This window comes from Psychromonas sp. KJ10-10 (assembly GCF_047323245.1).
Lineage (GTDB): Bacteria > Pseudomonadota > Gammaproteobacteria > Enterobacterales > Psychromonadaceae > Psychromonas.
In genome coordinates this window covers 3263729-3286795 of record NZ_CP178826.1, presented here as the reverse complement: position 1 = coordinate 3286795, position 23067 = coordinate 3263729, and the positions used below count along the sequence as shown (strand labels likewise).

The window sequence follows — 23067 nt, the reverse complement described above, 5'->3', positions numbered from 1 at the left end:
AAAAAATGATTAATAATTTCGAGGCTCAATGCTCGTAGCTCGAGACTAAGCGAATAAAGCTTCGAGTCGTAAGCTTCTAGCCTCGAACAACTATAACCCCATGTCTACTTTATTGGGGCATATCAAACCAACAACTAAAATGGAGATTTCCAATGACAGATAAATTTATTAAGTCGAAAGCCGCAATTGCCTGGGGCCCAAATCAACCTCTCTCTGTTGAAGAAGTTGATGTTATGTTACCTCGCAAAGGTGAAGTTTTAGTACGTATTGTGGCTTCTGGTGTTTGTCATACTGATGCCTTTACTTTATCTGGTGAAGATCCTGAAGGTGTTTTCCCTGCGATTTTAGGCCATGAAGGTGGCGGTATTGTGGAACAAATTGGTGAAGGCGTGACCAGTGTTTCAGTGGGGGATCATGTTATCCCACTTTATACGGCTGAGTGTGGTAAGTGTAAATTTTGTACCTCAGGAAAAACCAACCTATGTAGTGCAGTACGTGAAACACAGGGTAAAGGTCTTATGCCTGACGGTACAACTCGTTTTTATAAAGATGGTCAGCCAATTTATCATTACATGGGCTGTTCAACATTTTCCGAATTTACGGTATTACCAGAAATTTCATTAGCTAAAGTAAGTAAAGAAGCACCCTTAGAAGAAGTGTGTTTATTAGGCTGTGGTGTGACAACTGGTATGGGAGCTGTACTAAATACAGCTAAAGTAGAAGCCGGTGATAATGTTGCTATATTTGGTTTAGGTGGTATTGGTTTATCTGCAATAATTGGCGCTAAAATGGCCGGAGCAAATCGCATTATTGGTGTTGATATCAATGAGAGTAAATTTGAACTTGCCAAAAAATTAGGTGCGACAGATTGCATTAATCCTAAGGATTACGATAAGCCAATTCAAGAGGTGATTGTTGACATGACCGATGGCGGTGTTGAATATTCCTTTGAATGTATTGGTAATGTGGATGTGATGCGTAGTGCACTCGAATGTTGTCACAAAGGTTGGGGTGAGTCTGTTGTGATTGGTGTTGCTGGTGCTGGACAAGAAATATCAACACGTCCATTCCAATTAGTAACAGGTCGAGTATGGCGCGGTAGTGCATTTGGTGGTGTAAAAGGGCGCTCTGAGTTACCAGAAATAGTTGAACGTTACATGGCTGGTGAGTTTGCCTTAAATGATTTCATTACCCATACCATGGGACTTGAGAAAATTAATGAAGCCTTTGATTTAATGCATGAAGGTAAGAGTATTCGAAGTGTTATTCATTTTGCTAAGTAATGATTAATGGTTTATTTAGACTCTTTCATCTTTGAAAGAGTCTATTATTTTCAGGAATTTATGGAGTCATGATGAATTTACAGAATATTAGTCAGAATAAGGTTGCTGGTGGTTGGCATAAACAATATCAACATGATGCAAAATCTGTTAATTGTCGCATGCAATTTGCCATTTTTTTGCCGGCGAAGGCGAGTGAAAAGAATAAGGTACCTGTGCTTTATTGGTTGTCGGGATTAACCTGTGATGATCAAAACTTTATGCAAAAAGCAGGTGCTTTTAAAAAAGCGACTGAGCTCGGTATTGTCATTGTTGTCGCCGATACTAGCCCGCGTGGCGAAGGTGTACCTGATGATGAAAATGCGACTTATGATTTTGGCTTAGGAGCTGGTTTTTATGTTAATGCAACACAACCACCTTGGAATAAACATTACCAAATGTATGATTACATTACCCAAGAATTACCTGCATTAATTGAAGCTCATTTTCCAGTTAGTACTCAAAAATCTATTTCTGGACACAGTATGGGTGGGCACGGAGCTTTAACAATTGGATTAAAGAATCAGCAAGCATATCAATCTATTTCCGCCTTTAGCCCAATTTGTAATCCCATTAATAGCCCATGGGGAAAGAAAGCTTTAGGGCAATATTTAGGGAATGAGCAATCTGATTGGCTTGCCTATGATGCCTCTGAATTGCTGAAAAAGGGTTCTAATTTACCGATTTTAGTGGACCAAGGTGAAGCAGATCAGTTTTTAACTGAACAGTTAAAGCCTGAGGTTTTAGCTAAAATTGCTAAAGAAAATAACTTGAATTTACAATTAAGATTACAGCCAGGCTATGATCATAGTTACTTTTTTATCAGTAGTTTTATTGATGATCATCTTACGTTTCATGCAGAATATTTGCTTTAAGGGTTCGAGCTTTAAGGCTGTAGGGCTATAAGGCTATAAGGCTATAAGGCTTTAGGGCTTTAAGGTTCCAGCTTTCCGGCCTTCGAGCCTTCAAGCCTTCGAGCTTTCCGGCCTTCGAGCTTTCCAGCTTTCCAGCTTTCCAGCTTTCCAGCTTTCCAGCTTTCCAGCTTTCAAGCTTTCAAGCTTTCCAGCTTTCCAGCTTTCCAGCTTTCCAGCTTTCCAGCTTTCCAGCTTTCCAGCTTTCCAGCTTTCCAGCTTTCCAGCTTTCCAGCTTTCCAGCCTTCAATCCTTTTATACTTTAAATTCCTTAACCATTGAATTTAATTGCTCCGCTAACAAGCTAAGTTTCTGTGTGGAGCTAGTGGTTTTTTCAGCTCCCGTTGCCGTTTGCTCTGCGAGATCGTTAATACTAATAATATTTTTATTGATGTCTTCATTAACCGCATTTTGTTGCTCAGCGACACTGGCGATTTGTGTGCTCATTTCATTGATACGTGCAACAGCTTCAGCGATAACAGTTAATGAGGTGCCTGCTTGATTTGCTTGGTTCTGCTACAGCGTGTGCTTTGTCATTGCTCTCATCCATTGATTTAACGGCTTTTAGCGCACCTGTTTGCAGATTTTCAATCATGCTTTGAATTTCCTGTGTCGACTGTTGTGTGCGCCCCGCTAAGGTACGTACTTCATCGGCAACAACTGCAAACCCTCGGCCTTGCTCGCCTGCTCTTCTTGCTTCTATTCGTCGCATTTAAGGCTAATAGATTAGTTTGTTCTGCAATACCTCTAATCACATCAATAACACTGTTAATATTTTCACTATCACGGCCTACTTGATGAATGATAGTTGATGAGCTTTCGATGTATTCTGATAAATCATTAATTGCTTCTACCGTTAATTCAACCATTCTACGGCCAGTATCAGTTTCCTTATTCGCCTGTTCAGATGCCTGCGCTGTATTACTGATGTTTAGGCTCACTTCCTGCACCGTAGAGCTCATTTGTGTTATAGCAGTGGCGACTTGTTCGGTTTGATTTTTTTGATCAAAAATAGTCTCTGCTGGTTTGTTTGCTAATAACCGAGGTTTCCTCTGAAACTGTGGCGATTTCTAAGGATGCTTTAGAAACTTGTAAAATATCATTATGAAATTTCTCTAACATTAAATTAAAGGACTGTCTTCGCCATACCAATTTCATCATTTGAGGTGACCTCTAAACGTTTCGTTAAATCAGAATTTACTTGAATATCGTTAATAGCCTTACTCAGTTTAATAATCGGTGCAGTAGTGGCATTAGCAAAAAAGAAACCAATGATAAGGCTTACGATAACTAAGCCAATTGTCATTGCAATGGATATAACTAAAATGTGATTGGTTAATTCTTTTGCGGAATTAAAGGCTTCATCGACTGTAATTTCACTGAGAATAAGCCAATTTAACCCCTTAATTTTAAGTGGCGCATAGGCTGATAACAGTGGCGTATTTCGATAGTCTGTATAAATATTTATACCACTTTCACCATTAATAGCATCTTCAATTTTTGGTGAATTTGCTGGCTGTAAAGCAATGCTGGTGGTTTTAGCATCAATGACTTCAATAATTTCGTTACTCACAGAGGCTTCTTTTAATGCTTGCAGATAGCTGTTTTTATCTTCGATTAGCGAGCGATTCATAGAGCGTAATGTTTTATCTTCTGAGACTAAATAAGTTTCACCAGAAGCGCCTAATCCTACTTCCTGCCAGCGATGGTGGTGAGTCATTACTTTGTTAATGTTATCAATTGGCATTTGGAAAATAAGCACCGCAATTTTTTGATCATTTTCAAAAATAGGTGATGCAATAAAAGCCGCAGGGTCATTATAAGAAGGCAAATAAGGTACAAAGTCACTGATGGCAACAAAACTAGGGTCATCAGCTTGATTTGCTTGGTTAAAAACCTTTGCTATTTGACTGTTTTTAAAAGGGCCTGTTGTAAGAGAGGTGGCGTAATCCAGCTCTTTAAAAACAGAGTAAATAATATTACTCGATTCACTGTCTACAATAAAAATATCGTAGTAACCAAACTGTTGTAAATAATAATCAAAGCTAGGATGGAATATTTTATGGGAACGGTTATAACTGGAATAGTTTTCCAGATCAGTGAGTTTGTTTTTTTCACCTAAGGCATTTGTATTCGCTTGGATCATACTGTGTTGTAATACGATGGCATCATCACTTAGTTGATTTAGCCAAGCTAGTGTATCAATCGACTTTCCATTGTTACGTTTTTTAAACTCATTAAGATAATCATTCTCATAGTATTGGCTTAATTCAGATTTTAATTGTGCGATATCTGCATTAGCCTGCTTTTTATAACGAGAAAAGCCGAGACTAAATGAACTGGCCGCATCAATAGTAAGTTGATTTTGCGACAGGTTTAATATTTGCTGGTTAATAGTTGAAAAGTAGTCTTCAACACGTTCCTTGCTCAGGTCGCGGACTGCAACAAGGTGTTCTTCTGCGGCATGTTGCAAAGCAACCTGACTTTCTTTAGAAGCAATAAAGCCAATGGTAATACAAGCAATAATAACGGGAATAGCCGCTAATGCGCCGGCTCCTAAAATAACTTTTAGCTTTAGTCTCATACAAATGTCCAAGTAAAATAGAAAGAAATCAAATCATAGGAAAGTGATCCAATAAAAAGTGTAGAAGCAAAACGTGAGTTTGGTCAAATTTTTAATTTCTATTTTTGAAAGTTTTTAGAGAGTCGCTGAAGAGAAAGGTAGATACATACATTTTTAAAGGTGGATAAGCAAAACGTTTGAGCTTCTTTACTTATCCATTGAGAAATTTATTAAACTTCAATTTAACTTTGTAATATTTTTAAAGGTAAACTGAGAATTTCATCGCCTGAATCAGCTAACACCCAGATAATTGCAATAAGAGCACCAACCGTTAGAAAATACCAAGCAGTAGAAAATAATTGTCCATATCTGTCTAAGGGGAGAAGGTGACTTTGATGTCGCGTTTTCCATTCAAACACTATTTCTACGCTTCCAATTAGTAGCATAAAACCAAGTAATGCGAGTCCGAGGCTGTAACTTAAAAAAACACCAACCAGCTGCACCTGCAATACAAGCGACTAATCCGGCGGTGCTGTTCATTGAGAAACTAATGCTCTTTAAAATATGGCCACCATCAAGCGGTAATATAGGTAATAGGTTGAACAGGTTGAGTAACGCGTTAAAAGTCGCTAAGCCAGCGAAAAAGGGCTCATCGGTCAGCCAATAGGCTAGCAGTGCTAAAATCGACATTATTAAACCAAAGAAAGGTCCCATGATAGAGATAACAACATCCTGCCAACGCGTATTGATTTTCTCATCACTAAGTGCCAAGCCTCCCATAAAGGGAATTAAATAAATGCCTTTGGTTTTCATACCAAAATGTTTCATCGCTTTAATATGGCCATATTCATGAAATACTAAACAGGCAATTAACGCTAATGCAAATTGAAATGAAAATAACCAAGAGTAAGTCGCAAAACTTGCACCTACTAAAATGACTTTGATGACCTTTGCGCTTTTAAGTAATTTTAAACCTAAGGAAGCAAGACCAATGATGCTTATTTTTCGCTGAACGGGGGCTGGCTTAACAGGTTTCTGTTGCTCAATATCTTTAGTATTTCGGCTACCTTCCTGCAATACTTCCTGTTCATGTAATAAACGGTAACTAATTAGAAATGGTTGCCATGTTAAATCTATTTCTAAGCGAATTGTGGTGGTGATTGGCTCACTTTCTCCAGCTTGTTGGTGGTTTAATTGAAACTCATGCGTAAAAGCGCCTTGGTTGTCTTCTGAAGCATTTTTGCCGGCGACTATAGTGTCTCCCCAAAATAGCTGTTGCCATCCAGCCATAGAACCTTCAAGCCTTAATTCTTTTCCTAAACAATCGATTCTTAATAATTCCACAAATTATCTCTTTTTATAATGCGTATTGATTGGTGTCAGATTATACCCATGATCCACAATAGATATAAGTCATAATCGATGCAAAAATAAATCGTAAATTTTTAAAATGTTGATTTTTCTTGAACACATTTAAGGATTAATTCCTGTACAATGCGCTTTTATAAATTATTGAATCATGTAAAAAATAAGGTGAGAAAAATTGAATACTAAAGATTGTGTCGTGATTGCCATTGCAGGGGCATCAGCATCAGGTAAGAGCTTGATTGCAAACACTATTTTTGATGAGTTATGTGCGGAGTTAGGAACTGATCAAATTGGCATTATTTCTGAAGATGCCTATTATAAAGATCAATCTCATCTTTCAATGGATCAACGTGTTTTAACTAATTACGATCACCCTAAGGCCTTTGACCATGGTTTATTATGTCAGCAATTAGTTGATCTTAAAAACAAACAGGCTGTTGATATTCCCGTTTATAGTTATACAGAGCATACTCGTTTATCTGAAACTATCACATTAACTCCTAAAAAAATCATTATTTTAGAGGGAATTCTGTTATTAACCGATGCCAATTTGCGTGATCAAATAGATGTGAGTATTTTTATTGATACGCCATTAGATATCTGTTTAATGCGTCGTTTAAAGCGAGATATAGCACAACGAAACCGTAGTATGGACTCGGTTATTGAACAATATACAACAACGGTTCGCCCGATGTTTATGCAATTTATTGACCCCTCTAAACAACATGCAGATATTATCGTTCCGCGCGGTGGTAAGAATCGTATTGCCACAGATTTATTAAAATCTCGTATTCGTTATTTACTCGGAAAGTAATAGTGTGTCCTCAGGTTTAACCTTAACTTTACTCCGAGGTTTACCAGGTAGTGGTAAAAGCACGCTTGCACGTAAAATGGATGCTGTTCATTTAGAAGCTGATATGTATTTTTTAGATAATGCCGGTGTTTATACTTTCCAACCAAGCTTATTAAAGAAAGCACATCTATGGTGTGAAACAGAATGCGAGTCTCTTTTAAAGAAAAATAAAAGTGTTGTTATCTCAAATACGTTTGTAAAACAGTGGGAGATGAGTACTTACAGGAATCTCGCGAAACAATATCAGGCAAAATTAGTGATTAAGGTCTGCACAGGAAAATATCAAAGCATTCATGGGGTGCCTGCTGAAACCATTAAGAAAATGCAAAGGCAATGGCAAGATTAATCAAATTTAATCAATCAAGGACAGCTCTCCTTGATTGATTAAGCTGATATTATTATGTTTTAGGTGTTTCTATATTACTTATCCAAACCGTTTGATAGGGCTCTAGAATAATAGAAAGTTGATCTGCTTTTATTTTTTCGCCTGAAATTAATTCGAACCAATCCTCCGTCATAATTAAATTCAAGTCATTAAGAGCAAGCTCTATACTATGCATGGTGATGTTACTGATGCTAAATAGGCTCTGTTTTCTATTTTGACTTTGACGCCAAAAACCAAATAGTTGTAGCCCTAAATGCAGAGTAAATTGTGTTGCATTAGGGTGAAAAGCAGGTTGTTTAATACGTAAATTTAATAATTGCTTAAGGGATGTGAGTACAGTGTGATGATGGCTTTCACTATCATCTAATTCAGTTTTTAACAGATCATAATCCCAACGATGGCGGTTAATCGCTCGGTTTTGGTTGGTATTTTTGACTTTTTCATAGTCGTTTTGTGTACCTAATAAGCTGTGAATATAGATACCCGGTACACCCTCAAGCGCAAACATAATGGTATGCGCACAAATAAAGCGTTGTAAACCTAAATGATCTCTGCCATTTATTGTGCCTTATAGCGCATCGTAAAGTGCTATATTAATTTCGTAGGCTTTCTGTTCACCCGTTTCAGTACTACGCCATGAAACTTTACCACCAAAATTTTGCATGGTATCAACCAGAGTCGACAATTCTTCATCGTCTAATAAACCTTCAGCTGGTCTTAAACCGATACCATCATGTGAAGCAATGAAATTAAAGTAAAAGGTACCATCCTGTGCAGGAGGCATGGTCATTAACCAACGTTTTAAATATAAACAGTCTCCTGTGACTAGGGTGTTAATTAATAAAGGCGGTAGGGAGAAGTTATAAATAGCATGTGCTTCATTAGCATTACCAAAATAGGTCAGGTTTTGTGTATTAGGGATGTTAGTTTCCGTAATAATCACCGCATCTGGTTGTGCATGTTCAATTAATGTTCTTAATAGACGCACTACTTGATGAGTTTCTGGTAGATTAATGCAAGTGCTTCCCAATGTTTTCCATAAAAAGGCTACGGCATCAAAACGGAAAATACGCACACCCATATCAAGATATAAACGGATGATTTCAACAAAGCTTTTTAAAACCTGAGGGTTTCTAAAGTCAAAGTCGACTTGGTCGTGACTAAAGGTACACCAAACATGTTGTGTGCCTTTACCGGTTTCTGTCTCTCGTAATAAAGGGGAGGTTCGTGGTCGCACAACATCTGCAGTATTCACATCTGGTAAGGCGGTATAAAAGAAGTCATGACCAACACCTTCCCCTAATAAAATTCTGGAACCAAGCACTTCGGCTAGAACAGTGATTTATAACTAAATCTGACATTAAACGGCGTTCTTTAGCAATGACTTTTATATCATCCCAATCTCCCAGTGATTCATTGACACTGGAGTAATCTATAACAGAAAAACCATCATCAGAGCTGTAAGGGAAAAAAGGCAGAATATGCACACTATTAATACTTTTGCCTATGTAAGTATCGATAAAGTTTTGCAGGGTAACTAAGGGTTTTTGATCATTTTCAATCACACTATCGCCGTAGGTGAGCATAATGATGTCTTTTTCGGACCAGTGATTCTGATAGGCAATTGGTTGATGACAGGCATCATCTAAACGCATTAGTTTAATCAACTCTTCACTGATTGATTCGTAACTAATTGCTAAATTAACATTGCTATATATAAAGCTGAGTTGCTGGGTTAAATTAGTCGCTAAGGCGTCTAGCACATCGTTAGTTTTTTCTCATCAGCCATAAATATCCCTATCAATTTTATTGTGGTGGTGGTTTTTTAAGAGGACATGATTAATACCACCAAAGATTAATCATGCCTTTTGTTTTTTTATTAGGATTCACTAAACTCTTGATAATCCAATTCGACTGCTTCTTTAAGCTGTTCTAGCACATCTGGCATGGCACTGATAACTCTATTCCATGAAGGAATAAATGGCGTCTCCATTGGTTTATCTAAAAATACTTGACCAGCAGTCATAATATTTTCTGCAAACATTTCAACCGCTTTTTCCTCTGAATGGATATCTACTTTAAGGCCATTCATCATGGCATCATTACGATACATTTCGACGTAATCAAGCGCGATACGGTAGTAGGTTGCTTTCAGTGTTCGAATATCTTCACTAGTGAAGGTTTGCCCTTGTGTGGCCAATTTTCGAATAAATGCTTTGGTGATATCAATGGACATTTTTGATAACCCACCTTCAGTATTGTCCAGAGAAAGGTCTTGATGTTTATGGTCGTAAGCATCGGAAATATCAACTTGGCAGGTTCTGTTACTTGCATAATTACGGTGCATTTCTGATAAAACGCCAATTTCCAATCCCCAATCACTTGGAATACGTAAGTCCGATAAAACATCTTTTCTAAAGGAGAACTCTCCTGCAAGTGGATATAAAAAGCTGTCAATAAACTCTAAGTAATCATTGTGACCGATGGTTTTTTTCAATGCTTTTACTAGTGGTGTAACCAGTAAACGTGAAACTCGACCATTAATTTTACCATCGGCAACTCGTGCATAATAACCTTTGCAAAATTCATAATTAAACATCGGATTAGCAACTGGGTAAATTAAACGAGCTAAAAGTCCTTTATCGTAGGTGACAATATCGCAATCATGTAAGGCAACCGATTCTGTTTTGCCAGAAGCTAGGGTATAACCCATGCAGTACCAAACATTGCGCCCTTTACCTAATTCCTTAGGGGCAACACCTAATGCTTGTAATTTAGCATCTAAGGCTTTTAACCTTGGCCCTTCATTCCATAAAACACGGTGATGTTGAGGTAGTTTTTTGAAGAATTTTAAGGCGTGACGATACTGTTCTTCATTAGCTCTATCTAGGCCGATGACAATTTCAGTTAAGTAGGGGACTTCACATAAGTGGTCTACGATTTCTGGTAGCGCGTCACCTTCTAATTCTGAAAATAATGAGGGTAAAATAAGTCCCATTGGACGTTTTTTAGTAAAGGTTTTTAATTCTTGCTCTAAATCTTGATCACTACGTCTTGTCAAGTTATGCATTGTTGTGACAATACCGTTCTGATAAAAATCAGCCATGATAAATCTCCTGTGCTGTTAATCTACTGCGCAATAAGTTCTGATAATATTAGTTTTTCTAGGCTTTCTGCCCAGCCTGCAGGCCCGCATTGACGACTTTGATAAACACCTTCTTTTCTTTTAGTTTAGGAAAATCGTGCACTGGCGAGCTTATTTGTACTGCGAGACTTGCTTCTTCAAGCATTGCGCTATCGTTATCACTATCACCAAGTGCGATAGTAATGTATTTGCTTTTGGGGTTTTGTTTTTGATACTGTTCTGTTAACCAGCGTTGAGCAACACCTTTGTCACAGTGTCCACTGACATGAACAAAACGTCCACCTTGTAAAATATTTGCACCCATCAGGTTCATTTTTTTAATAAATTCACTTTTTACTTCCTCGGTACCAAGCCAATTAAGTGGTTCACCATATTGACGCATTTTAGCCAGTGAAGCTTGGACAATATCTAACCCAGTAAGTTCCGCTAATTGCTCGTTAGTGAGTTCAGAGAATCCTTGAAAATGTTTTTTGAATTCAGGTGCTTGCTCAGATATTAAAGAAAGCCAGTGCTCTTTAGTTTGGCAAAAGGGTTTAACCCAGAAACCATTATCTAAATGAGTTCCTCTGGCTGAACATCAAAATAATTAACGGGAATATAAACCGCACGCACCATTTTCTATAATGAAAGGTGACATTAAATCTAATTGTTGGCGAATCAATACTATTTCTTGCAGTGTTTTACTACTGTTAGGAATAATAGGAATATCATGAAATTTGAGAGCAGTAATAGTTTCTTCTGCCGGCTCTGTTTGGTAAGTATAATGACCCAATAAGGTGCCATCTAAATCTGTAAAGACTAATCTTTTTTTATTCATTTTAAATTCTGCTTTTTATTGGTGGTTTTTTCTATCTTACGCTTTTCATCGAGATAAAAAACACGATCACAACTATCTACCATAGTGCTTAAACTGTGTTCTGTTAAGCGTTGGTAATATTGGATAAATTGCAATACCTGTTGTTCAGACATGACACCACTATTATTTGTAGCATCGGCTTTTTCACGTAGTTTGTCTTCTTGCTCAAGACGCCATTGGTAAACACAATCAAAACTAGGTGCTTTTAATAACACCCAAAAATCCATGGCTTCATAAAGTGTTTGATAATCATTAATCAGTGTTTGGTTTACATAGGTACGCCATTGCGCATCTTTATCGAATTGTTCTTCTAAGGCGTTAATCGGGGTGATCAGTTGTTGTTCTTTTTGTGCCGTAACACCCCAACACCAGCCTTCAAAAATAACAATATCTACAGGAAGGTCAATGCAAGGCCATTCTTCACTAGGAAAAGGGTTGTCGGTGGCTTTATTAAAACGAGGTAAGGCAATAGAGCCTGTTGCTTTAGTTAATTGTGCAAAGATGTCTTTCATTTGTGCTTGCGTCGTGTGTACCGGGAACGCCACGGGTTTTAAATAGAGGGTGTACATCTTCTGCAAGTTGAGCGCGTTTTTGTTGAGAAAAATAAAAGTCATCAAGTGATAGAACTATCACCTTTAGGTCGGTTTCCTGTTCAATATAATGACAAAGAAAATCAGACAGGGTTGATTTTCCAGAGCCTTGGCGACCGTTTACGCCAACAAAAAAAGGAGGCGTTTGTTCTTCTTTAGCCACATTTAAAGCGCTAATTTCAGATTGCTTGGCAATGATTTCCTGTGCAAGCGGGGCAAAGTGCATCTTTGCTAAATCGATAAAATCATTATTCAGTCGATGTTGTTTAATAAATGATTGATACATTAATAAGTCCTTTCATTTTTTCTAAATTATTGCCCTTAGTTAAATCAAGCAATATTTGAACCAACATTCACACTTGTATTTTTCTTGTGTTTTTAATTATTAAACCTCTGTTTTTAAAATACTATTTATTTATCTATAGGTAAAGAGCTTATCATATTTTGTAAAAAACTATTTTTGATATTAAGAATGGATCATTTTGGTGCAAGAGTACAGTTTGTGATGCGACTAATATTTTAGGCTAAACGAATGTTGTTTTTCAATCAAGAGTAAAATTTTACTCTATATTAGTTGCTCATTAGTTTTAATAAGCGCGTAATTTGCTTACGCGCTTGAAAGGCTTTTTATTGTAAAAGGCAAGATACAGAGTGGCTTTCATTTCCTTTTAATTGTGGATTTTTAGATGCACAGGCATCAGTTACAACTGGACAACGTGTTCTGAACACGCAACCAGAAGGTGGGTTAATTGGAGAGGGAAGTTCGCCCTCAAGCATTTGGATTTTCTTATTACGCTCAATACGTGGATCAGGAATCGGTACGGCCGACATGAGTGCTTTTGTATAAGGATGTTGAGGCGCCGAGAACCAGAGCATTACATTCTGCAAATTCAACGGGTTTACCCAGATACATTACTAATACACGATCAGCAATATGTTTTACAACGGATAGATCATGGGCAATAAAGACCAAACTAAGTCCTAGCTCTTTTTGTAATTCCTGTAATAAATTCACCACTTGCGCTTGAATTGATACGTCTAATGCCGAAACAGGCTCATCACAAATTATCATTTTAGGTTTCAAAATGAGTGCTCTTGCAATACCGATACGCTGACATTGTCCGCCAGAAAATTCATGGGGGTAGCGATTAATTACATTAGGTAATAATCCAACGCGAGCCATCATTTCTTTCACCTGTGACTTAACTTCATCTTTAGTTAAATTCGGATAAAATGTTTTCAGTGGTTCTGCGATAATATCACCCACGTTCATACGTGGGTTTAAAGAGGCAAGGGGATCTTGAAATATCATTTGAATTTCTTTGCGCTTTAGGCGTAGAGATTCATCTTCAAGTTTTGTTAGATCTTCTCCAAGCCAAACAACACTGCCCGAAGTGGCAGGCACTAAACCAATAATGGCGCGTGCTAATGTTGATTTACCACAACCTGATTCACCAACAACTCCAAGTGTTTCACCTTCATATAATTTAAGACTAACACCATCAACAGCTTTCAAACCACTTGGTTTTGCCCAGGGCCAAGCTGACTTTGACGGAATATTGAAGGTGACTTTAAGATCCTTTATATCCAGAATTAATGATTTGTTATTTTCTGTTTTATGCATTTTTTCATTATTCATGACCATGTCTCCCAGTCAGAAAAACACGCCCGCGAACGCTGTTCATCAAAGTGTTTTAATTGTGGTGATTCATTCTTACAGCGATCCAGTGCCCTATGGCAACGATCTTGATAAGGGCAACCTGTTGGCAAGTTCAGTAAATTAGGTGGATTACCCGGAATGGTTGGTAAAATATCTTCTTCACTGTCTAATCGCGGAATAGATTTTAGTAAGCCTTCAGAATAGGGATGACTCGGTTTGTAGAAAATTTCATCTACCGTACCATATTCCATAGTACGTCCTGCGTACATCACTAGCACTTTATCGCAACTACCTGCAACAACACCTAAATCATGGGTGATCATAATGATAGCGGTATTAAACTCATCTTTTAACTCATTCAATAAAGCCATGATTTGCGCTTGGATGGTAACATCGAGTGCGGTGGTAGGTTCGTCGGCGATCAGTAATTTAGGTCGACATAACAACGCCATTGCAATCATTACGCGTTGACGCATTCCCCCTGAAAATTCATGAGGATACATATCTATGCGTTTACGTGCTTCTGGTATTTTAACCGCTTCTAGCATTTTTATTGATTCTTCATAGGCTTCTTTTTTACTGATTCCTTTATGTAAAATCAACACTTCCATCATTTGAACACTTACTTTTAAATAAGGGTTTAATGATGTCATAGGATCTTGGAAAATCATCGCGATTTGTTCAGCACGCACCTTGTTTAATTGTTTTTCCGGTAAATTGAGTATTTCGTTACCTTCGAACTTTGCGCTACCTGAAACAATACCATTTTTTGCTAATAGGCCCATTAAGGCAAATACAGTTTGTGATTTTCCTGAACCTGATTCTCCAACAATACCGAGTGTTTCACCGGGTTGAAGTGAGAAATTAAGATCATTCACGGCAGTAACATTACCATCCTGAGTGGTAAACTCGACACGCAGATCTTGGACATCTAATAAATTCATTATTTTTCCTTTTATACTTTCTGTCTGTTACCAAGTTTTATCTATCTTTAGGATCAAGTGCATCACGCAAACCATCACCGATATAGTTAAAGCAGAATAGTGTGATGACCATAAACGTCGCTGGAAAAGCGATTTGCCAAATAGCCACTTCCATGGTTTGAGAGCCTTCTTGTAACAATGCTCCCCAACTAGTCATTGGCTCTTGCACGCCAAGCCCTAAAAAGCTCAGAAAGGATTCAGTTAAAATCATGCTTGGTACTAATAAAGTAGAATATACGGCAACAATGCCTAATACATTTGGGATGATATGACGTCTGATGATGTTCCATTTACTGACACCACAAACATGGGCCGCTTCGATAAACTCTTTACCGCGAAGGCTTAAGGTTTGACCACGAACAATACGCGCCATATCAAGCCAAGCAATGGCGCCAATAGCGACAAAAATCAAAACAATATTACGACCAAAGAACGTCACCAGTACAATCACTAGAAACATAAAGGGAATAGAGTAGAGAATTTCTAAAAATCGCATCATCATACGGTCTACTTTACCGCCAATGAAACCTGAAGTTGCGCCATAAACAGTACCAATAATAACCGCGACTAAAGCACCAAGTACGCCAACCATTAAGGAGATACGTCCACCTATAAAGGTTCGTACAAATAAATCTCGCCCGAGACTATCGGTACCAAAAAGGTGTACATCAGAAGGTGCTTCATGCAAGGCATACCAATCAGTATCATCAAAGGCAAATTCAGCGACTATAGGCACAAAGATAACTGACACTGTAATTGCAATTAAAATAATCAGGCTGATCATAGCCAGCTTTATTACGCATAAAACGAATACGCGCATCTTGCCAAAGACTACGACCTTCTATTTCTAAATTTTCAGCGAAATTATCAATCGCCTCTAAATTTTGTTTTTTCGTTAACATAACATTCTTCCTTTAATAACGAATTTTCGGGTCAACATAAGCGAGAAGAATATCGACTATGGCGTTGAACAAAATAAATAAGAAACCAATAAGAATGGTGACACCCATTACTAGTGAATAGTCACGATTAAAGGCGGCATTAACAAAGAGTTTTCCGATACCAGGTAAACCAAAGATGGTTTCAATTACCACAGAACCAGTAATAATGCCCACAAAAGCAGGGCCCATATAGGAAACAACGGGTAACATCGCAGGTTTAAGAGCGTGCTTTAAAACAATATAAGAAAAGCTTAATCCTTTAGCACGAGCGGTTCGGATAAAGTTACTATTTAGGGTTTCAATCATGCTACCGCGTGTGATACGTGCAAAGGTAGCGACATACATCATTGCCATGCCTAATACAGGTAATACCATATATTGGGCTGTACCATCGAGCCAACCACCTGCGGGAAACCAACCTAAATTGATAGAAAAAATATAGATCAGCACTGGGGCGAGAACAAAGGAGGGCATCACGATACCTAGCATAGCGGTAGACATAATGCTGTAATCTAACCAAGTATTTTGTCGAAGTGCGACTATGGTGCCAATGGCGACGCCAAAGACTAATGCAAATACAAAAGCAAAGGAGCCTATTTTCGCGGAAACGGGTAATGCGTACCAACTAGTTCATTTACCGTAAAGTCTTTGTATTTAAAGGAAGGCCCTAAATCACCTTGTAAGACGTTAGTCAAGTAAGTGGTGTATTGTTCCATGACGGGTTTATCTAAGCCATATTTGGCATTAATATTTTCCATCACTTGAGGGGGTAATGTTCGTTCACTGGAAAAAGGGCTACCAGGTGCAAAGCGCATTAAAAAGAACGAGATAGTGATCAATATTAGCAAGGTTGGAATTGCTTCAATGATCCTTTTTAGTATGAATTTAAGCATAATTCACTCTGTTTAATTAAACAAAAAAAGAGGCGGTCGAGCAAATATATGAAAGTAATATTTGCTCTTGGCCTCTTCGATTAATTGCAATATGGTTTATTCAGCGATAATGTACATGTCTTTTGAATACAGTTTATCTTCTGCATTATTGACAGCATAACCACCTACACGAGGGTTAAGTAAGCGGGTTTTTACATACTGATAAATTGGTGCAATTGGCATATCTTCAGCTAATAAGGCTTCCTGGGCGTAGTACAATTCTTCTCGTTCCTTCGCAGAAGTCGTTTCAATGCCTCGTTTTATTAATTCATCGTAAGTTCGCGCTTTTATAATGCACACCACCAGTGGTGTTATTACTTTCCATTAAAGAAGTAAATGTTGATGGTTCATTATAATCGCCACACCAACCAGCACGAGCGGCTTCAAAGTTACCTTGGTTTTTAGTTTCTAAGTAAGTTTTCCACTCTTGATTCTCTAGGGTGACTTCAACGCCTAAAGTTTTTTTCCACATAGACCCAATTGCAACAGCTAGTTTTTTATGGTTTTCACTGGTGTTGTACAGCAAGCTAAATTTAAGTGGGTTTGCCTTGTTATAACCAGCTTCTGCTAATAGTTCTTTCGCTTTTTCGTTACGCTCTTTTTGAGTTAATTTGCCGTAGGCAGGAAGAGTAGGGCTGAAATCAGCAATAATTTCAGGTGTTAAGAAATAAGCCGGTTTTTGGCCTTGCCCAAGTAATGCATTAGCAACGATGTCGCGGTCAATCGCATAGGAGATAGCTTTACGCACTCGGATATCATCAAAGGGCGGTTTCTGAGTATTAAAGTTGTAATAATAAGTACATAGAATCGCCTTTAATCGCTACTGATTCAGGGTGTTCTTTTTTCAGACGCTTAAAGTGTTCATTAGAAATTTCATAGGTGAAATCAAGCTCGCCAGATAAAAATCTGTTCATTTCTGCGACTTGGTTTTCAATTGGTAAGAAAGTGACTTTAGTTAGTACTGTTTTCGCATTATCCCAATAGTTTACATTAGGCACCATTTCAATACGTTCATTAACCACCCAGTTACTAACAACAAAAGCCCCATTACCAACGAAGTTTTCTGGTTTAGTCCATTTATCACCAAATTTCTCAACGGTTGCTTTGTGCACTGGTTTAACCGTTGTATGGCCCATCATCATTACAAAATAAGGAACGGCATTGTCTAACTGTACTTGAAAAGTATAATCATCAATCGCTTTAACACCGAGTGTTGATTTATCTTTTTCCCCGGCAATAATATCTCTTGCATTTGCCATGGTAGTCATTTCAAGGTACCAAGAATATGGTGAAGCAGTTTCGGGGGCAACGGCACGTTGGAAGCTGTAAACAAAATCATGTGCAGTGACGGGATCACCATTTGACCATTTAGCGTCTTGACGTAAGTAGAACGTAAAGGTTTTATTATCACTTGTCTCCCAACGTTCTGCTACGCCAGGTATGGTATTACCATCGGCATCTTGATTCACTAACCCCTCTAAAAGATCGCGAATCACATGAGATTCAGGTACACCTTGCGTTTTATGTGGGTCTAGAGAAGCGACTTCAGATCCATTACCACGAACAAGTTCTTGTTTCTGTTGCTAATTTAGTACCAGCAGGTACATCCACGACAGGGGCTGAGATTGATGCAGTTGCAAGCGTAAAACCTCTTGCCATAAGTAGTGCTTGAGTAATTTTATTTTTATACACGATTAAATCCCTATTATTATGCTTTATTAATTACATTTCATCGAAATACATACACTTTGTATGTATTGATTTGAAAAAAAGATATTTAGAAAACCTTATAACTACATCGTTGTTGATAGTGAATCTTAAAACAGATTAAACAAAAGAAAGCGCTTTCACAAGATGATTCTTATAAAAAGTCTATTTCAGACCGAAAACTATGTGCTTGAAAATACGCTATCCATATAAATATTTAACTCTGAATTAATCCCTATCTAACAATATGTCTTATTCAAAAGTAAGGTATCCCTAAAAAATACTTGGACAACATAACTGTTTTTAGATGTTTTTAGAGGGGGTTAAATCAAAGAAAAGGTATTTTTAGTTTCATTTTTGATTGCAATAGGCTTATTGATAAGTGCTTTAATATAAAATTGTTGAATAATTGGTCAACTTTTGTTTGAGTATAAAAAATAGACACTTTAATCGATACAATCGATATAACGCATTTACACAGAAAAACGTGAACTTTCATAAACCGATTTGTCTAATAGCTGTCATAATCATTATTAAACAACAATCCTATTCAAGCTTATTTTTTATTAAGTTAATAAATTAAAGGAATTTTCATGAGTGAAGCAAGTCTTTATTATGTGTACGACCCTATGTGCAGTTGGTGTTGGGGATACCACAATACTTGGGAAAAACTGCAAGATTTATTAGCTGAAGAGTTTGCTGATAGTTTGCAAATACAGAGTGTGCTTGGCGGATTAGCACCGGATTCTAATGAACCAATGCCCGATGACTTACAAAAGATGTTACAGAATACCTGGGCGCGTATTCACGCTCAATTAGGAACTGAATTTAATTTTGATTTCTGGACAAAATGCCAACCTAAGCGTTCAACTTATCCAGCCTGTCGGGCGGTGTTGGTTGCTAGAGAACAGGGTTTAGAAAAAAAATGTATCATGCCATTCAACATGGTTATTATTTAAATGCACAAAACCCCTCTGAATTAACAACATTAATAGAGTTTGCTAAACACATTGGCTTAGATGAACAAGCATTCAAAGAGCGAATTGAAAGTGAATCGATTAATCAGCAATTAATGCAGGAAATAAGCTTCGCTCAGCAATTACCCATTCAAGGTTTTCCTTCATTAGTATTGAAGGTAAACGGGCAACATTATGCGATTAAGTTGCATTATTTAGAGGCGCAAAAAACATTACATCATATTCAAAGCATTCTAAGTAACCACAAGTGTTTTACATGGCTGAAGAAAACCCTATTAAAATGAAATTGATGACCTTATTAAAATGGCTGAGCCTGTTATTCGTTATACTATTGTTCGCTTTTGTTTTTACCTTAGATAATACTATTCGTTCTACCTTTAGTGAAAAAAATGGTCGATACCTTCTATCGTTTATGCTCGGGCTCTGGAAATATATGTTGGTGCACCGATTAAAGCACAGGATTTACGTTATGAATTGCAACAACTAGGTTATGATTTTGTGCCTCGTTTAACTGCTTCAAGGCAAGTTGTATTTCCGAAAAATAATCAAGATATTGAAATCTATTTGCCAAGTTTTCAATTTACTGACGAATTAAGTCCCTCTCAAGTGATTAATATTTCCATCAAAAATAATCGTGTTGTTTCTTTAAATACAGGCAAATCAAATCAGGATTTAGTACGTTTAGAGCCTATCTCTATTGGTGGCATTTACCCTGATCATAATGAAGATAGATTGCTGGTTCAGATGTCTGAGGTGCCGGATACACTGCGAGATATGTTGGTTGCTGTTGAAGATGCTGATTTTTATCAGCATTTCGGTGTCTCCCCTAAGGGGGTTTTAAGGGCCATTATAGCCAATTTAAAACAGGGGGAATTGCCCAGGGGGCTTCCACATTAACGCAACAGTTAATCAAGAATTATTATTTAACCTCAGAGCAAACATTTACTCGGAAAGGTAAAGAAGCGATCATGGCTTTACTTTTAGAGTTTCATTTTGATAAAGATGAAATTCTGGAAGGTTATATGAATGAAATTTACCTTGGACAGGATGGGCCTCGTGCTATTCATGGTTTTGGCTTAGCCAGTCAATATTATTTCAAACGCCCACTTGCAGACTTAAGTTTAGATCAACAAGCGATGCTGGTGGCCTTGGTTCGAGGAGCCAGTTATTACAATCCTTGGCGAAATCCTGAACGTGCCTTAAAACGTCGAAATTTGGTGCTGGATATTGCTGTAAGAGAGGAAAGTTAGCACCAGATTTAGCTGAAAATGCAAAGAAAATAGCACTCACTATGGAAGATAAAAACATTGTTAGTCAGCAACGTTATCCTGCCTATTTAGATTTTGTGCGCCGTCAATTACAGCGTGATTATGATAAACAAGATTTGAGCACCAATGGATTATCTATTTTTACGCACTTTGATCCTTTAATACAAATGAGTGCAGAAAAAAGCTTGGAAGTCTTTTATCTCTCAACAAAAACAAGCCAAATTGCAAGGTGCAGTGGTGATAACACAACCTAATACTGGAGAAGTGATTGCTATTGTTGGTGATAAAGATGCAAGTTTTGCCGGTTTTAATCGCGCACTCGATGCGCGGCGACAGGTCGGTTCTTTAATCAAGCCAGTTGTTTACTTATCTGCTTTGCGAGCAGAGCGAACAATATGATTTAGCAACACTAATTGATGATGATACATATCGCGTTGAGCTTGATAATAATAATACTTGGGCGCCAGAGAATTATGATAAGAAAAGTCATGGCCAAGTACTATTGTATCAAGCACTTGCAAACTCTTATAATCAAGCAACAGCACGCCTTGGTAATGATGTTGGATTACAGGTAATACAAAAAATATTGAAAAATTAGGTGGGTTGCATCGTGAAAGGTTTTTGCCATCTATGACATTAGGTGCAATGGGAATGGCACCATTAGAAGTTGCTCAAATATATCAAACCTTAGTCGCCGATGGCTTTTATAGTCCATTATTAAGTATTAATGCGGTACTTGATACCGATGGAAAACTATTAAAGAGTTATCCCTTGAAGTTGAGCAACGTTTCGATGAAAAGGTTTTGTATCAATTACGTTATGCTATGTTAGCCGTTACCCATGAAGGAACAGGTAAAGCATTACAATGGTTATTACCCGACTTTACGGTTGCAGGGAAAACAGGAACTAGTAATGATTTACGGGATAGTTGGTTCGCTGGTTTTTCTGGCGATATGATGGCTGTTGTTTGGATAGGCAGAGATGATAATCAAAGTACAGGTTTAACAGGCTCCAGTGGTGCATTAAGAGTTTGGGCTGATATTGTCAAACAGCGTTCTCAGCTAGCGGTGCAAAATATTTTACCCGAAGATATTCAAATTGCTTGGGTAAATAAGCAAACTGGTGCTGGTAGTCAAGAAAATTGTAGTGATGCAATTGCACTTCCATTTATTGAAGGTAAACAGCCTAAAATTGAAGTTCGTTGCCGTCAAGGATTAGGAAAAGTACTTGATTGGTTTGAAACATTATCAAGTGATTAAAAGAGAAGTAATATGATCAAAATATCCAAAGTAGTCCTTTTTTTGTGCCTTTGTTACTTATTGCTTATAGCAACGTTCCTCCTCAACAGCCAAAAACACAAACGAATCAACAAACATCGCCCGCTAAAGTGATGGATGAAGCAAGTAAAAGCATCAGTGCACCTAAAGCAGTTCTAAGTTTGATTGAAAGCAGTGAAAAAAATTAAAGAGGGCAATTTAGAGGGAGCAAAAAGGTTATTAGAAAGGGCCGTGCGTATTACCCCTCGTTATCCTGATAGTTATTATTATTTAGCTAAGGTTAATTATCTTGAAGGGCGTTATGCCCAGGCGCGTTCTTTGGCTAAAAAAAGTTTAAGTTTAGGTGCTGAGGGTAACTTATTAGATAATATTTTAGTGTTAGTTAACGATATTCATGACAGCGAACAGCAATAAAAATCAGAAATTTTTATCGGTTAATATTTGAAAAAGGAGAAAATTGTACTAAAGTCTTTGTTTTAATTGTATTTTTAAATAACCTTTAATATTTTATTAGAAATGGAAAATTATATGCAAACCCAATCATCTCGTTTAGCAAGCTTGTTACTATTTATTGCCGTTTTAGCTGTGTTAACTGTCGCGACTATGATGTTAGGCACCCGTTTCGATTTATGGGAGCCTATTGTTGGTTTTGGACTTATTCGCCAATATATGAATCCTATTGGCTACTTCGTGCTCACAATCGGTATATTAGGTTTAGTACATCAAATATTGACTGGAAATCGCTTTGGCGCTGTCAAAACTTGCTTAACTTGTTTGTTAGGAGCAGTTTTATTAGCACCATTAATATACCAAAAGATTAATCCTCCAGTGCGTTATCCTGCCATTCATGACATAACAACGGATACGGTAAATCCACCGACATTTTTAGTGATAAATGAAACGCGTGCCGGTGCAAAAAATACTTTGGTTTACGGTGGTCCCGAAATAGCGACACAACAGCTCAAAACTTACCCTGATATTCAGCCGATTCAATCTTCTTTATCTGCTATCCAATCTTATTCTGAAGCTTTACGAGTAGGTCGCAGTAATGGAATGGGAAATTGTTGCTCAGGACGATAATAATTTACGTTTTGAAGCCAGTGCTCGCACGCCTCTGTATCGTTTTGTCGATGATGTGGTAGTCGTGGTAACACCAGAAGGAAATGCTAGTCGTGTAGATATTCGCAGTGTCTCTCGTATTGGGCGAGGTGATAGAGGTGTAAATGCAAATCGTATTAGGGAATTTATGAAGGCTTTTCAAGGTTAAATAATTCATTCACATCTAGCAGACCTATTCATCTTTAATAATGGGATTAAAGATGAACGGTCATA

Annotated in this window: 29 protein-coding genes and 6 pseudogenes; 16 read left to right on the top strand and 19 right to left on the bottom strand. The window is 37.6% G+C overall.

The window, feature by feature from the left end:
• Window positions 1-152: 152 nt before the first annotated feature.
• Together ACLKMH_RS18870 and fghA are read left to right on the top strand one after the other, a co-directional pair.
• A complete protein-coding gene (locus tag ACLKMH_RS18870; protein WP_413699493.1) occupies window positions 153-1283 on the top strand; it encodes an S-(hydroxymethyl)glutathione dehydrogenase/class III alcohol dehydrogenase in 1131 nt (376 codons plus the stop codon).
• A gap of 71 nt (window positions 1284-1354) precedes the next feature.
• Window positions 1355-2194, top strand: coding sequence for an S-formylglutathione hydrolase (fghA, locus tag ACLKMH_RS18865; protein WP_413702396.1), 840 nt, complete (start codon window positions 1355-1357; stop codon window positions 2192-2194).
• Window positions 2195-2485: 291 nt separating this feature from the next.
• Here fghA and ACLKMH_RS18860 read toward each other — a convergent pair whose 3' ends face one another.
• From ACLKMH_RS18860 to ACLKMH_RS18840, 5 genes and pseudogenes are all read right to left on the bottom strand, one after another.
• Window positions 2486-2677, bottom strand: a complete 192-nt coding sequence (locus tag ACLKMH_RS18860; RefSeq protein ID WP_413699492.1) for a hypothetical protein — start codon at window positions 2675-2677, stop codon at window positions 2486-2488.
• Between the two features lie 22 nt (window positions 2678-2699).
• Window positions 2700-2942, bottom strand: a complete 243-nt coding sequence (locus tag ACLKMH_RS18855) for a methyl-accepting chemotaxis protein (protein WP_413699491.1) — start codon at window positions 2940-2942, stop codon at window positions 2700-2702.
• Window positions 2878-3171 carry a methyl-accepting chemotaxis protein gene (locus tag ACLKMH_RS18850; RefSeq protein WP_413699490.1) on the bottom strand — a complete coding sequence of 98 codons (294 nt, stop codon included), beginning with the start codon at window positions 3169-3171 and terminating at the stop codon, window positions 2878-2880. Before ACLKMH_RS18850 ends, ACLKMH_RS18855 begins: the two co-directional genes overlap by 65 nt.
• 185 nt (window positions 3172-3356) lie before the next feature.
• Window positions 3357-4814, bottom strand: coding sequence for a HAMP domain-containing protein (locus ACLKMH_RS18845; protein WP_413699489.1), 1458 nt, complete (start codon window positions 4812-4814; stop codon window positions 3357-3359).
• Window positions 4815-5035: 221 nt separating this feature from the next.
• Window positions 5036-6137 (bottom strand): annotated as a pseudogene (locus ACLKMH_RS18840) (site-2 protease family protein).
• Between the two features lie 199 nt (window positions 6138-6336).
• Between ACLKMH_RS18840 and udk the strand changes: the two are divergent.
• Window positions 6337-6975 carry a uridine kinase gene (udk, locus tag ACLKMH_RS18835; RefSeq protein ID WP_413699488.1) on the top strand — a complete coding sequence of 213 codons (639 nt, stop codon included), beginning with the start codon at window positions 6337-6339 and terminating at the stop codon, window positions 6973-6975.
• Window positions 6976-6979: 4 nt separating this feature from the next.
• Window positions 6980-7360, top strand: a complete 381-nt coding sequence (locus tag ACLKMH_RS18830) for an AAA family ATPase (protein WP_413699487.1) — start codon at window positions 6980-6982, stop codon at window positions 7358-7360.
• Window positions 7361-7412: 52 nt separating this feature from the next.
• On the opposite strand, the pseudogene ACLKMH_RS18825 reads toward ACLKMH_RS18830, so the two are convergent.
• From ACLKMH_RS18825 to ACLKMH_RS18760, 14 genes and pseudogenes are all read right to left on the bottom strand, one after another.
• A pseudogene (locus tag ACLKMH_RS18825) lies at window positions 7413-9054 on the bottom strand (sugar phosphorylase).
• A 224-nt stretch (window positions 9055-9278) separates the two neighbouring features.
• Window positions 9279-10505, bottom strand: coding sequence for a glycosyl transferase (locus tag ACLKMH_RS18820; RefSeq protein WP_413699486.1), 1227 nt, complete (start codon window positions 10503-10505; stop codon window positions 9279-9281).
• A gap of 58 nt (window positions 10506-10563) precedes the next feature.
• Complete coding sequence (locus ACLKMH_RS18815; protein ID WP_413699485.1) at window positions 10564-10926, bottom strand: HAD family hydrolase; 363 nt, start codon at window positions 10924-10926, stop codon at window positions 10564-10566.
• A gap of 204 nt (window positions 10927-11130) precedes the next feature.
• Window positions 11131-11361 (bottom strand): HAD hydrolase family protein, encoded by a 231-nt coding sequence (locus ACLKMH_RS18810; RefSeq protein ID WP_413699484.1) that lies wholly within the window; start codon window positions 11359-11361, stop codon window positions 11131-11133.
• Complete coding sequence (locus ACLKMH_RS18805; protein ID WP_413699483.1) at window positions 11358-11912, bottom strand: hypothetical protein; 555 nt, start codon at window positions 11910-11912, stop codon at window positions 11358-11360. The genes ACLKMH_RS18810 and ACLKMH_RS18805 overlap by 4 nt, the downstream gene beginning before the upstream one ends.
• On the bottom strand, window positions 11884-12276 hold the full coding sequence (locus ACLKMH_RS18800) for a P-loop NTPase fold protein (RefSeq protein WP_413699482.1): 393 nt from the start codon (window positions 12274-12276) through the stop codon (window positions 11884-11886). Before ACLKMH_RS18800 ends, ACLKMH_RS18805 begins: the two co-directional genes overlap by 29 nt.
• Window positions 12277-12617: 341 nt before the next feature.
• Window positions 12618-13614: pseudogene (oppF, locus tag ACLKMH_RS18795) on the bottom strand (murein tripeptide/oligopeptide ABC transporter ATP binding protein OppF).
• Window positions 13615-13625: 11 nt separating this feature from the next.
• Entirely contained in the window at window positions 13626-14594 is a 969-nt protein-coding gene (locus tag ACLKMH_RS18790) for an ABC transporter ATP-binding protein (protein WP_413699481.1), read from the bottom strand.
• A 37-nt stretch (window positions 14595-14631) separates the two neighbouring features.
• Window positions 14632-15535, bottom strand: a pseudogene (gene oppC, locus ACLKMH_RS18785) (oligopeptide ABC transporter permease OppC).
• A gap of 12 nt (window positions 15536-15547) precedes the next feature.
• Window positions 15548-16467: pseudogene (oppB, locus tag ACLKMH_RS18780) on the bottom strand (oligopeptide ABC transporter permease OppB).
• A gap of 96 nt (window positions 16468-16563) precedes the next feature.
• On the bottom strand, window positions 16564-16806 hold the full coding sequence (locus tag ACLKMH_RS18775; protein WP_413699480.1) for a hypothetical protein: 243 nt from the start codon (window positions 16804-16806) through the stop codon (window positions 16564-16566).
• Window positions 16775-17254: an ABC transporter substrate-binding protein gene (locus ACLKMH_RS18770; protein WP_413699479.1), complete on the bottom strand. Its 480-nt coding sequence runs from the start codon at window positions 17252-17254 to the stop codon at window positions 16775-16777. The genes ACLKMH_RS18775 and ACLKMH_RS18770 overlap by 32 nt, the downstream gene beginning before the upstream one ends.
• A gap of 31 nt (window positions 17255-17285) precedes the next feature.
• The gene (locus ACLKMH_RS18765) at window positions 17286-18002 is read right to left on the bottom strand and encodes an ABC transporter substrate-binding protein (RefSeq protein ID WP_413699478.1); all 717 of its coding nucleotides are present in this window, start codon (window positions 18000-18002) and stop codon (window positions 17286-17288) included.
• Between the two features lie 58 nt (window positions 18003-18060).
• Window positions 18061-18198, bottom strand: a complete 138-nt coding sequence (locus tag ACLKMH_RS18760; protein ID WP_413699477.1) for a hypothetical protein — start codon at window positions 18196-18198, stop codon at window positions 18061-18063.
• A gap of 608 nt (window positions 18199-18806) precedes the next feature.
• Here ACLKMH_RS18760 and ACLKMH_RS18755 point away from each other — a divergent pair.
• The 12 genes and pseudogenes from ACLKMH_RS18755 to ACLKMH_RS18700 all read left to right on the top strand — a co-directional run bounded on the left by ACLKMH_RS18755 (window position 18807) and on the right by ACLKMH_RS18700 (window position 23002).
• A complete protein-coding gene (locus ACLKMH_RS18755) occupies window positions 18807-19172 on the top strand; it encodes a hypothetical protein (protein ID WP_413699476.1) in 366 nt (121 codons plus the stop codon).
• Window positions 19139-19474 (top strand): DsbA family protein, encoded by a 336-nt coding sequence (locus ACLKMH_RS18750; RefSeq protein WP_413699475.1) that lies wholly within the window; start codon window positions 19139-19141, stop codon window positions 19472-19474. The genes ACLKMH_RS18755 and ACLKMH_RS18750 overlap by 34 nt, the downstream gene beginning before the upstream one ends.
• Before the next feature lie 190 nt (window positions 19475-19664).
• Window positions 19665-20440, top strand: a pseudogene (locus ACLKMH_RS18745) (transglycosylase domain-containing protein).
• A gap of 41 nt (window positions 20441-20481) precedes the next feature.
• The gene (locus tag ACLKMH_RS18740; RefSeq protein WP_413699474.1) at window positions 20482-20712 is read left to right on the top strand and encodes a hypothetical protein; all 231 of its coding nucleotides are present in this window, start codon (window positions 20482-20484) and stop codon (window positions 20710-20712) included.
• Window positions 20696-20857 carry a penicillin-binding transpeptidase domain-containing protein gene (locus ACLKMH_RS18735; protein ID WP_413699473.1) on the top strand — a complete coding sequence of 54 codons (162 nt, stop codon included), beginning with the start codon at window positions 20696-20698 and terminating at the stop codon, window positions 20855-20857. Before ACLKMH_RS18740 ends, ACLKMH_RS18735 begins: the two co-directional genes overlap by 17 nt.
• Window positions 20817-21056, top strand: a complete 240-nt coding sequence (locus tag ACLKMH_RS18730) for a hypothetical protein (RefSeq protein ID WP_413699472.1) — start codon at window positions 20817-20819, stop codon at window positions 21054-21056. The genes ACLKMH_RS18735 and ACLKMH_RS18730 overlap by 41 nt, the downstream gene beginning before the upstream one ends.
• Window positions 21057-21088: 32 nt before the next feature.
• Window positions 21089-21289, top strand: a complete 201-nt coding sequence (locus ACLKMH_RS18725) for a hypothetical protein (RefSeq protein WP_413699471.1) — start codon at window positions 21089-21091, stop codon at window positions 21287-21289.
• On the top strand, window positions 21262-21717 hold the full coding sequence (locus ACLKMH_RS18720; protein ID WP_413699470.1) for a hypothetical protein: 456 nt from the start codon (window positions 21262-21264) through the stop codon (window positions 21715-21717). The genes ACLKMH_RS18725 and ACLKMH_RS18720 overlap by 28 nt, the downstream gene beginning before the upstream one ends.
• A 44-nt stretch (window positions 21718-21761) precedes the next feature.
• Window positions 21762-21923, top strand: a complete 162-nt coding sequence (locus ACLKMH_RS18715) for a hypothetical protein (protein WP_413699469.1) — start codon at window positions 21762-21764, stop codon at window positions 21921-21923.
• Window positions 21910-22149, top strand: a complete 240-nt coding sequence (locus tag ACLKMH_RS18710; protein WP_413699468.1) for a tetratricopeptide repeat protein — start codon at window positions 21910-21912, stop codon at window positions 22147-22149. Before ACLKMH_RS18715 ends, ACLKMH_RS18710 begins: the two co-directional genes overlap by 14 nt.
• A gap of 114 nt (window positions 22150-22263) precedes the next feature.
• On the top strand, window positions 22264-22815 hold the full coding sequence (locus ACLKMH_RS18705) for a hypothetical protein (RefSeq protein ID WP_413699467.1): 552 nt from the start codon (window positions 22264-22266) through the stop codon (window positions 22813-22815).
• Complete coding sequence (locus ACLKMH_RS18700) at window positions 22784-23002, top strand: DUF1499 domain-containing protein (protein WP_413699466.1); 219 nt, start codon at window positions 22784-22786, stop codon at window positions 23000-23002. Before ACLKMH_RS18705 ends, ACLKMH_RS18700 begins: the two co-directional genes overlap by 32 nt.
• Window positions 23003-23067: the final 65 nt, after the last annotated feature.

Coding starts and splice junctions, on each gene's coding strand:
- ACLKMH_RS18740 (WP_413699474.1), top strand. CDS start 20,482: ATGGAAGATAAAAACATTGTTAGTCAGCAACGTTATCCTGCCTATTTA.
- ACLKMH_RS18820 (WP_413699486.1), bottom strand. CDS start 10,505: ATGGCTGATTTTTATCAGAACGGTATTGTCACAACAATGCATAACTTG.
- ACLKMH_RS18705 (WP_413699467.1), top strand. CDS start 22,264: ATGCAAACCCAATCATCTCGTTTAGCAAGCTTGTTACTATTTATTGCC.
- ACLKMH_RS18800 (WP_413699482.1), bottom strand. CDS start 12,276: ATGTATCAATCATTTATTAAACAACATCGACTGAATAATGATTTTATC.
- ACLKMH_RS18700 (WP_413699466.1), top strand. CDS start 22,784: ATGGAATGGGAAATTGTTGCTCAGGACGATAATAATTTACGTTTTGAA.
- ACLKMH_RS18725 (WP_413699471.1), top strand. CDS start 21,089: ATGACATTAGGTGCAATGGGAATGGCACCATTAGAAGTTGCTCAAATA.
- ACLKMH_RS18805 (WP_413699483.1), bottom strand. CDS start 11,912: ATGAAAGACATCTTTGCACAATTAACTAAAGCAACAGGCTCTATTGCC.
- ACLKMH_RS18845 (WP_413699489.1), bottom strand. CDS start 4,814: ATGAGACTAAAGCTAAAAGTTATTTTAGGAGCCGGCGCATTAGCGGCT.
- ACLKMH_RS18790 (WP_413699481.1), bottom strand. CDS start 14,594: ATGAATTTATTAGATGTCCAAGATCTGCGTGTCGAGTTTACCACTCAG.
- ACLKMH_RS18870 (WP_413699493.1), top strand. CDS start 153: ATGACAGATAAATTTATTAAGTCGAAAGCCGCAATTGCCTGGGGCCCA.
- ACLKMH_RS18810 (WP_413699484.1), bottom strand. CDS start 11,361: ATGAATAAAAAAAGATTAGTCTTTACAGATTTAGATGGCACCTTATTG.
- fghA (WP_413702396.1), top strand. CDS start 1,355: ATGAATTTACAGAATATTAGTCAGAATAAGGTTGCTGGTGGTTGGCAT.
- ACLKMH_RS18855 (WP_413699491.1), bottom strand. CDS start 2,942: ATGCGACGAATAGAAGCAAGAAGAGCAGGCGAGCAAGGCCGAGGGTTT.
- ACLKMH_RS18815 (WP_413699485.1), bottom strand. CDS start 10,926: ATGCGTCAATATGGTGAACCACTTAATTGGCTTGGTACCGAGGAAGTA.
- ACLKMH_RS18860 (WP_413699492.1), bottom strand. CDS start 2,677: ATGAGCACACAAATCGCCAGTGTCGCTGAGCAACAAAATGCGGTTAAT.
- ACLKMH_RS18750 (WP_413699475.1), top strand. CDS start 19,139: ATGTATCATGCCATTCAACATGGTTATTATTTAAATGCACAAAACCCC.
- ACLKMH_RS18755 (WP_413699476.1), top strand. CDS start 18,807: ATGAGTGAAGCAAGTCTTTATTATGTGTACGACCCTATGTGCAGTTGG.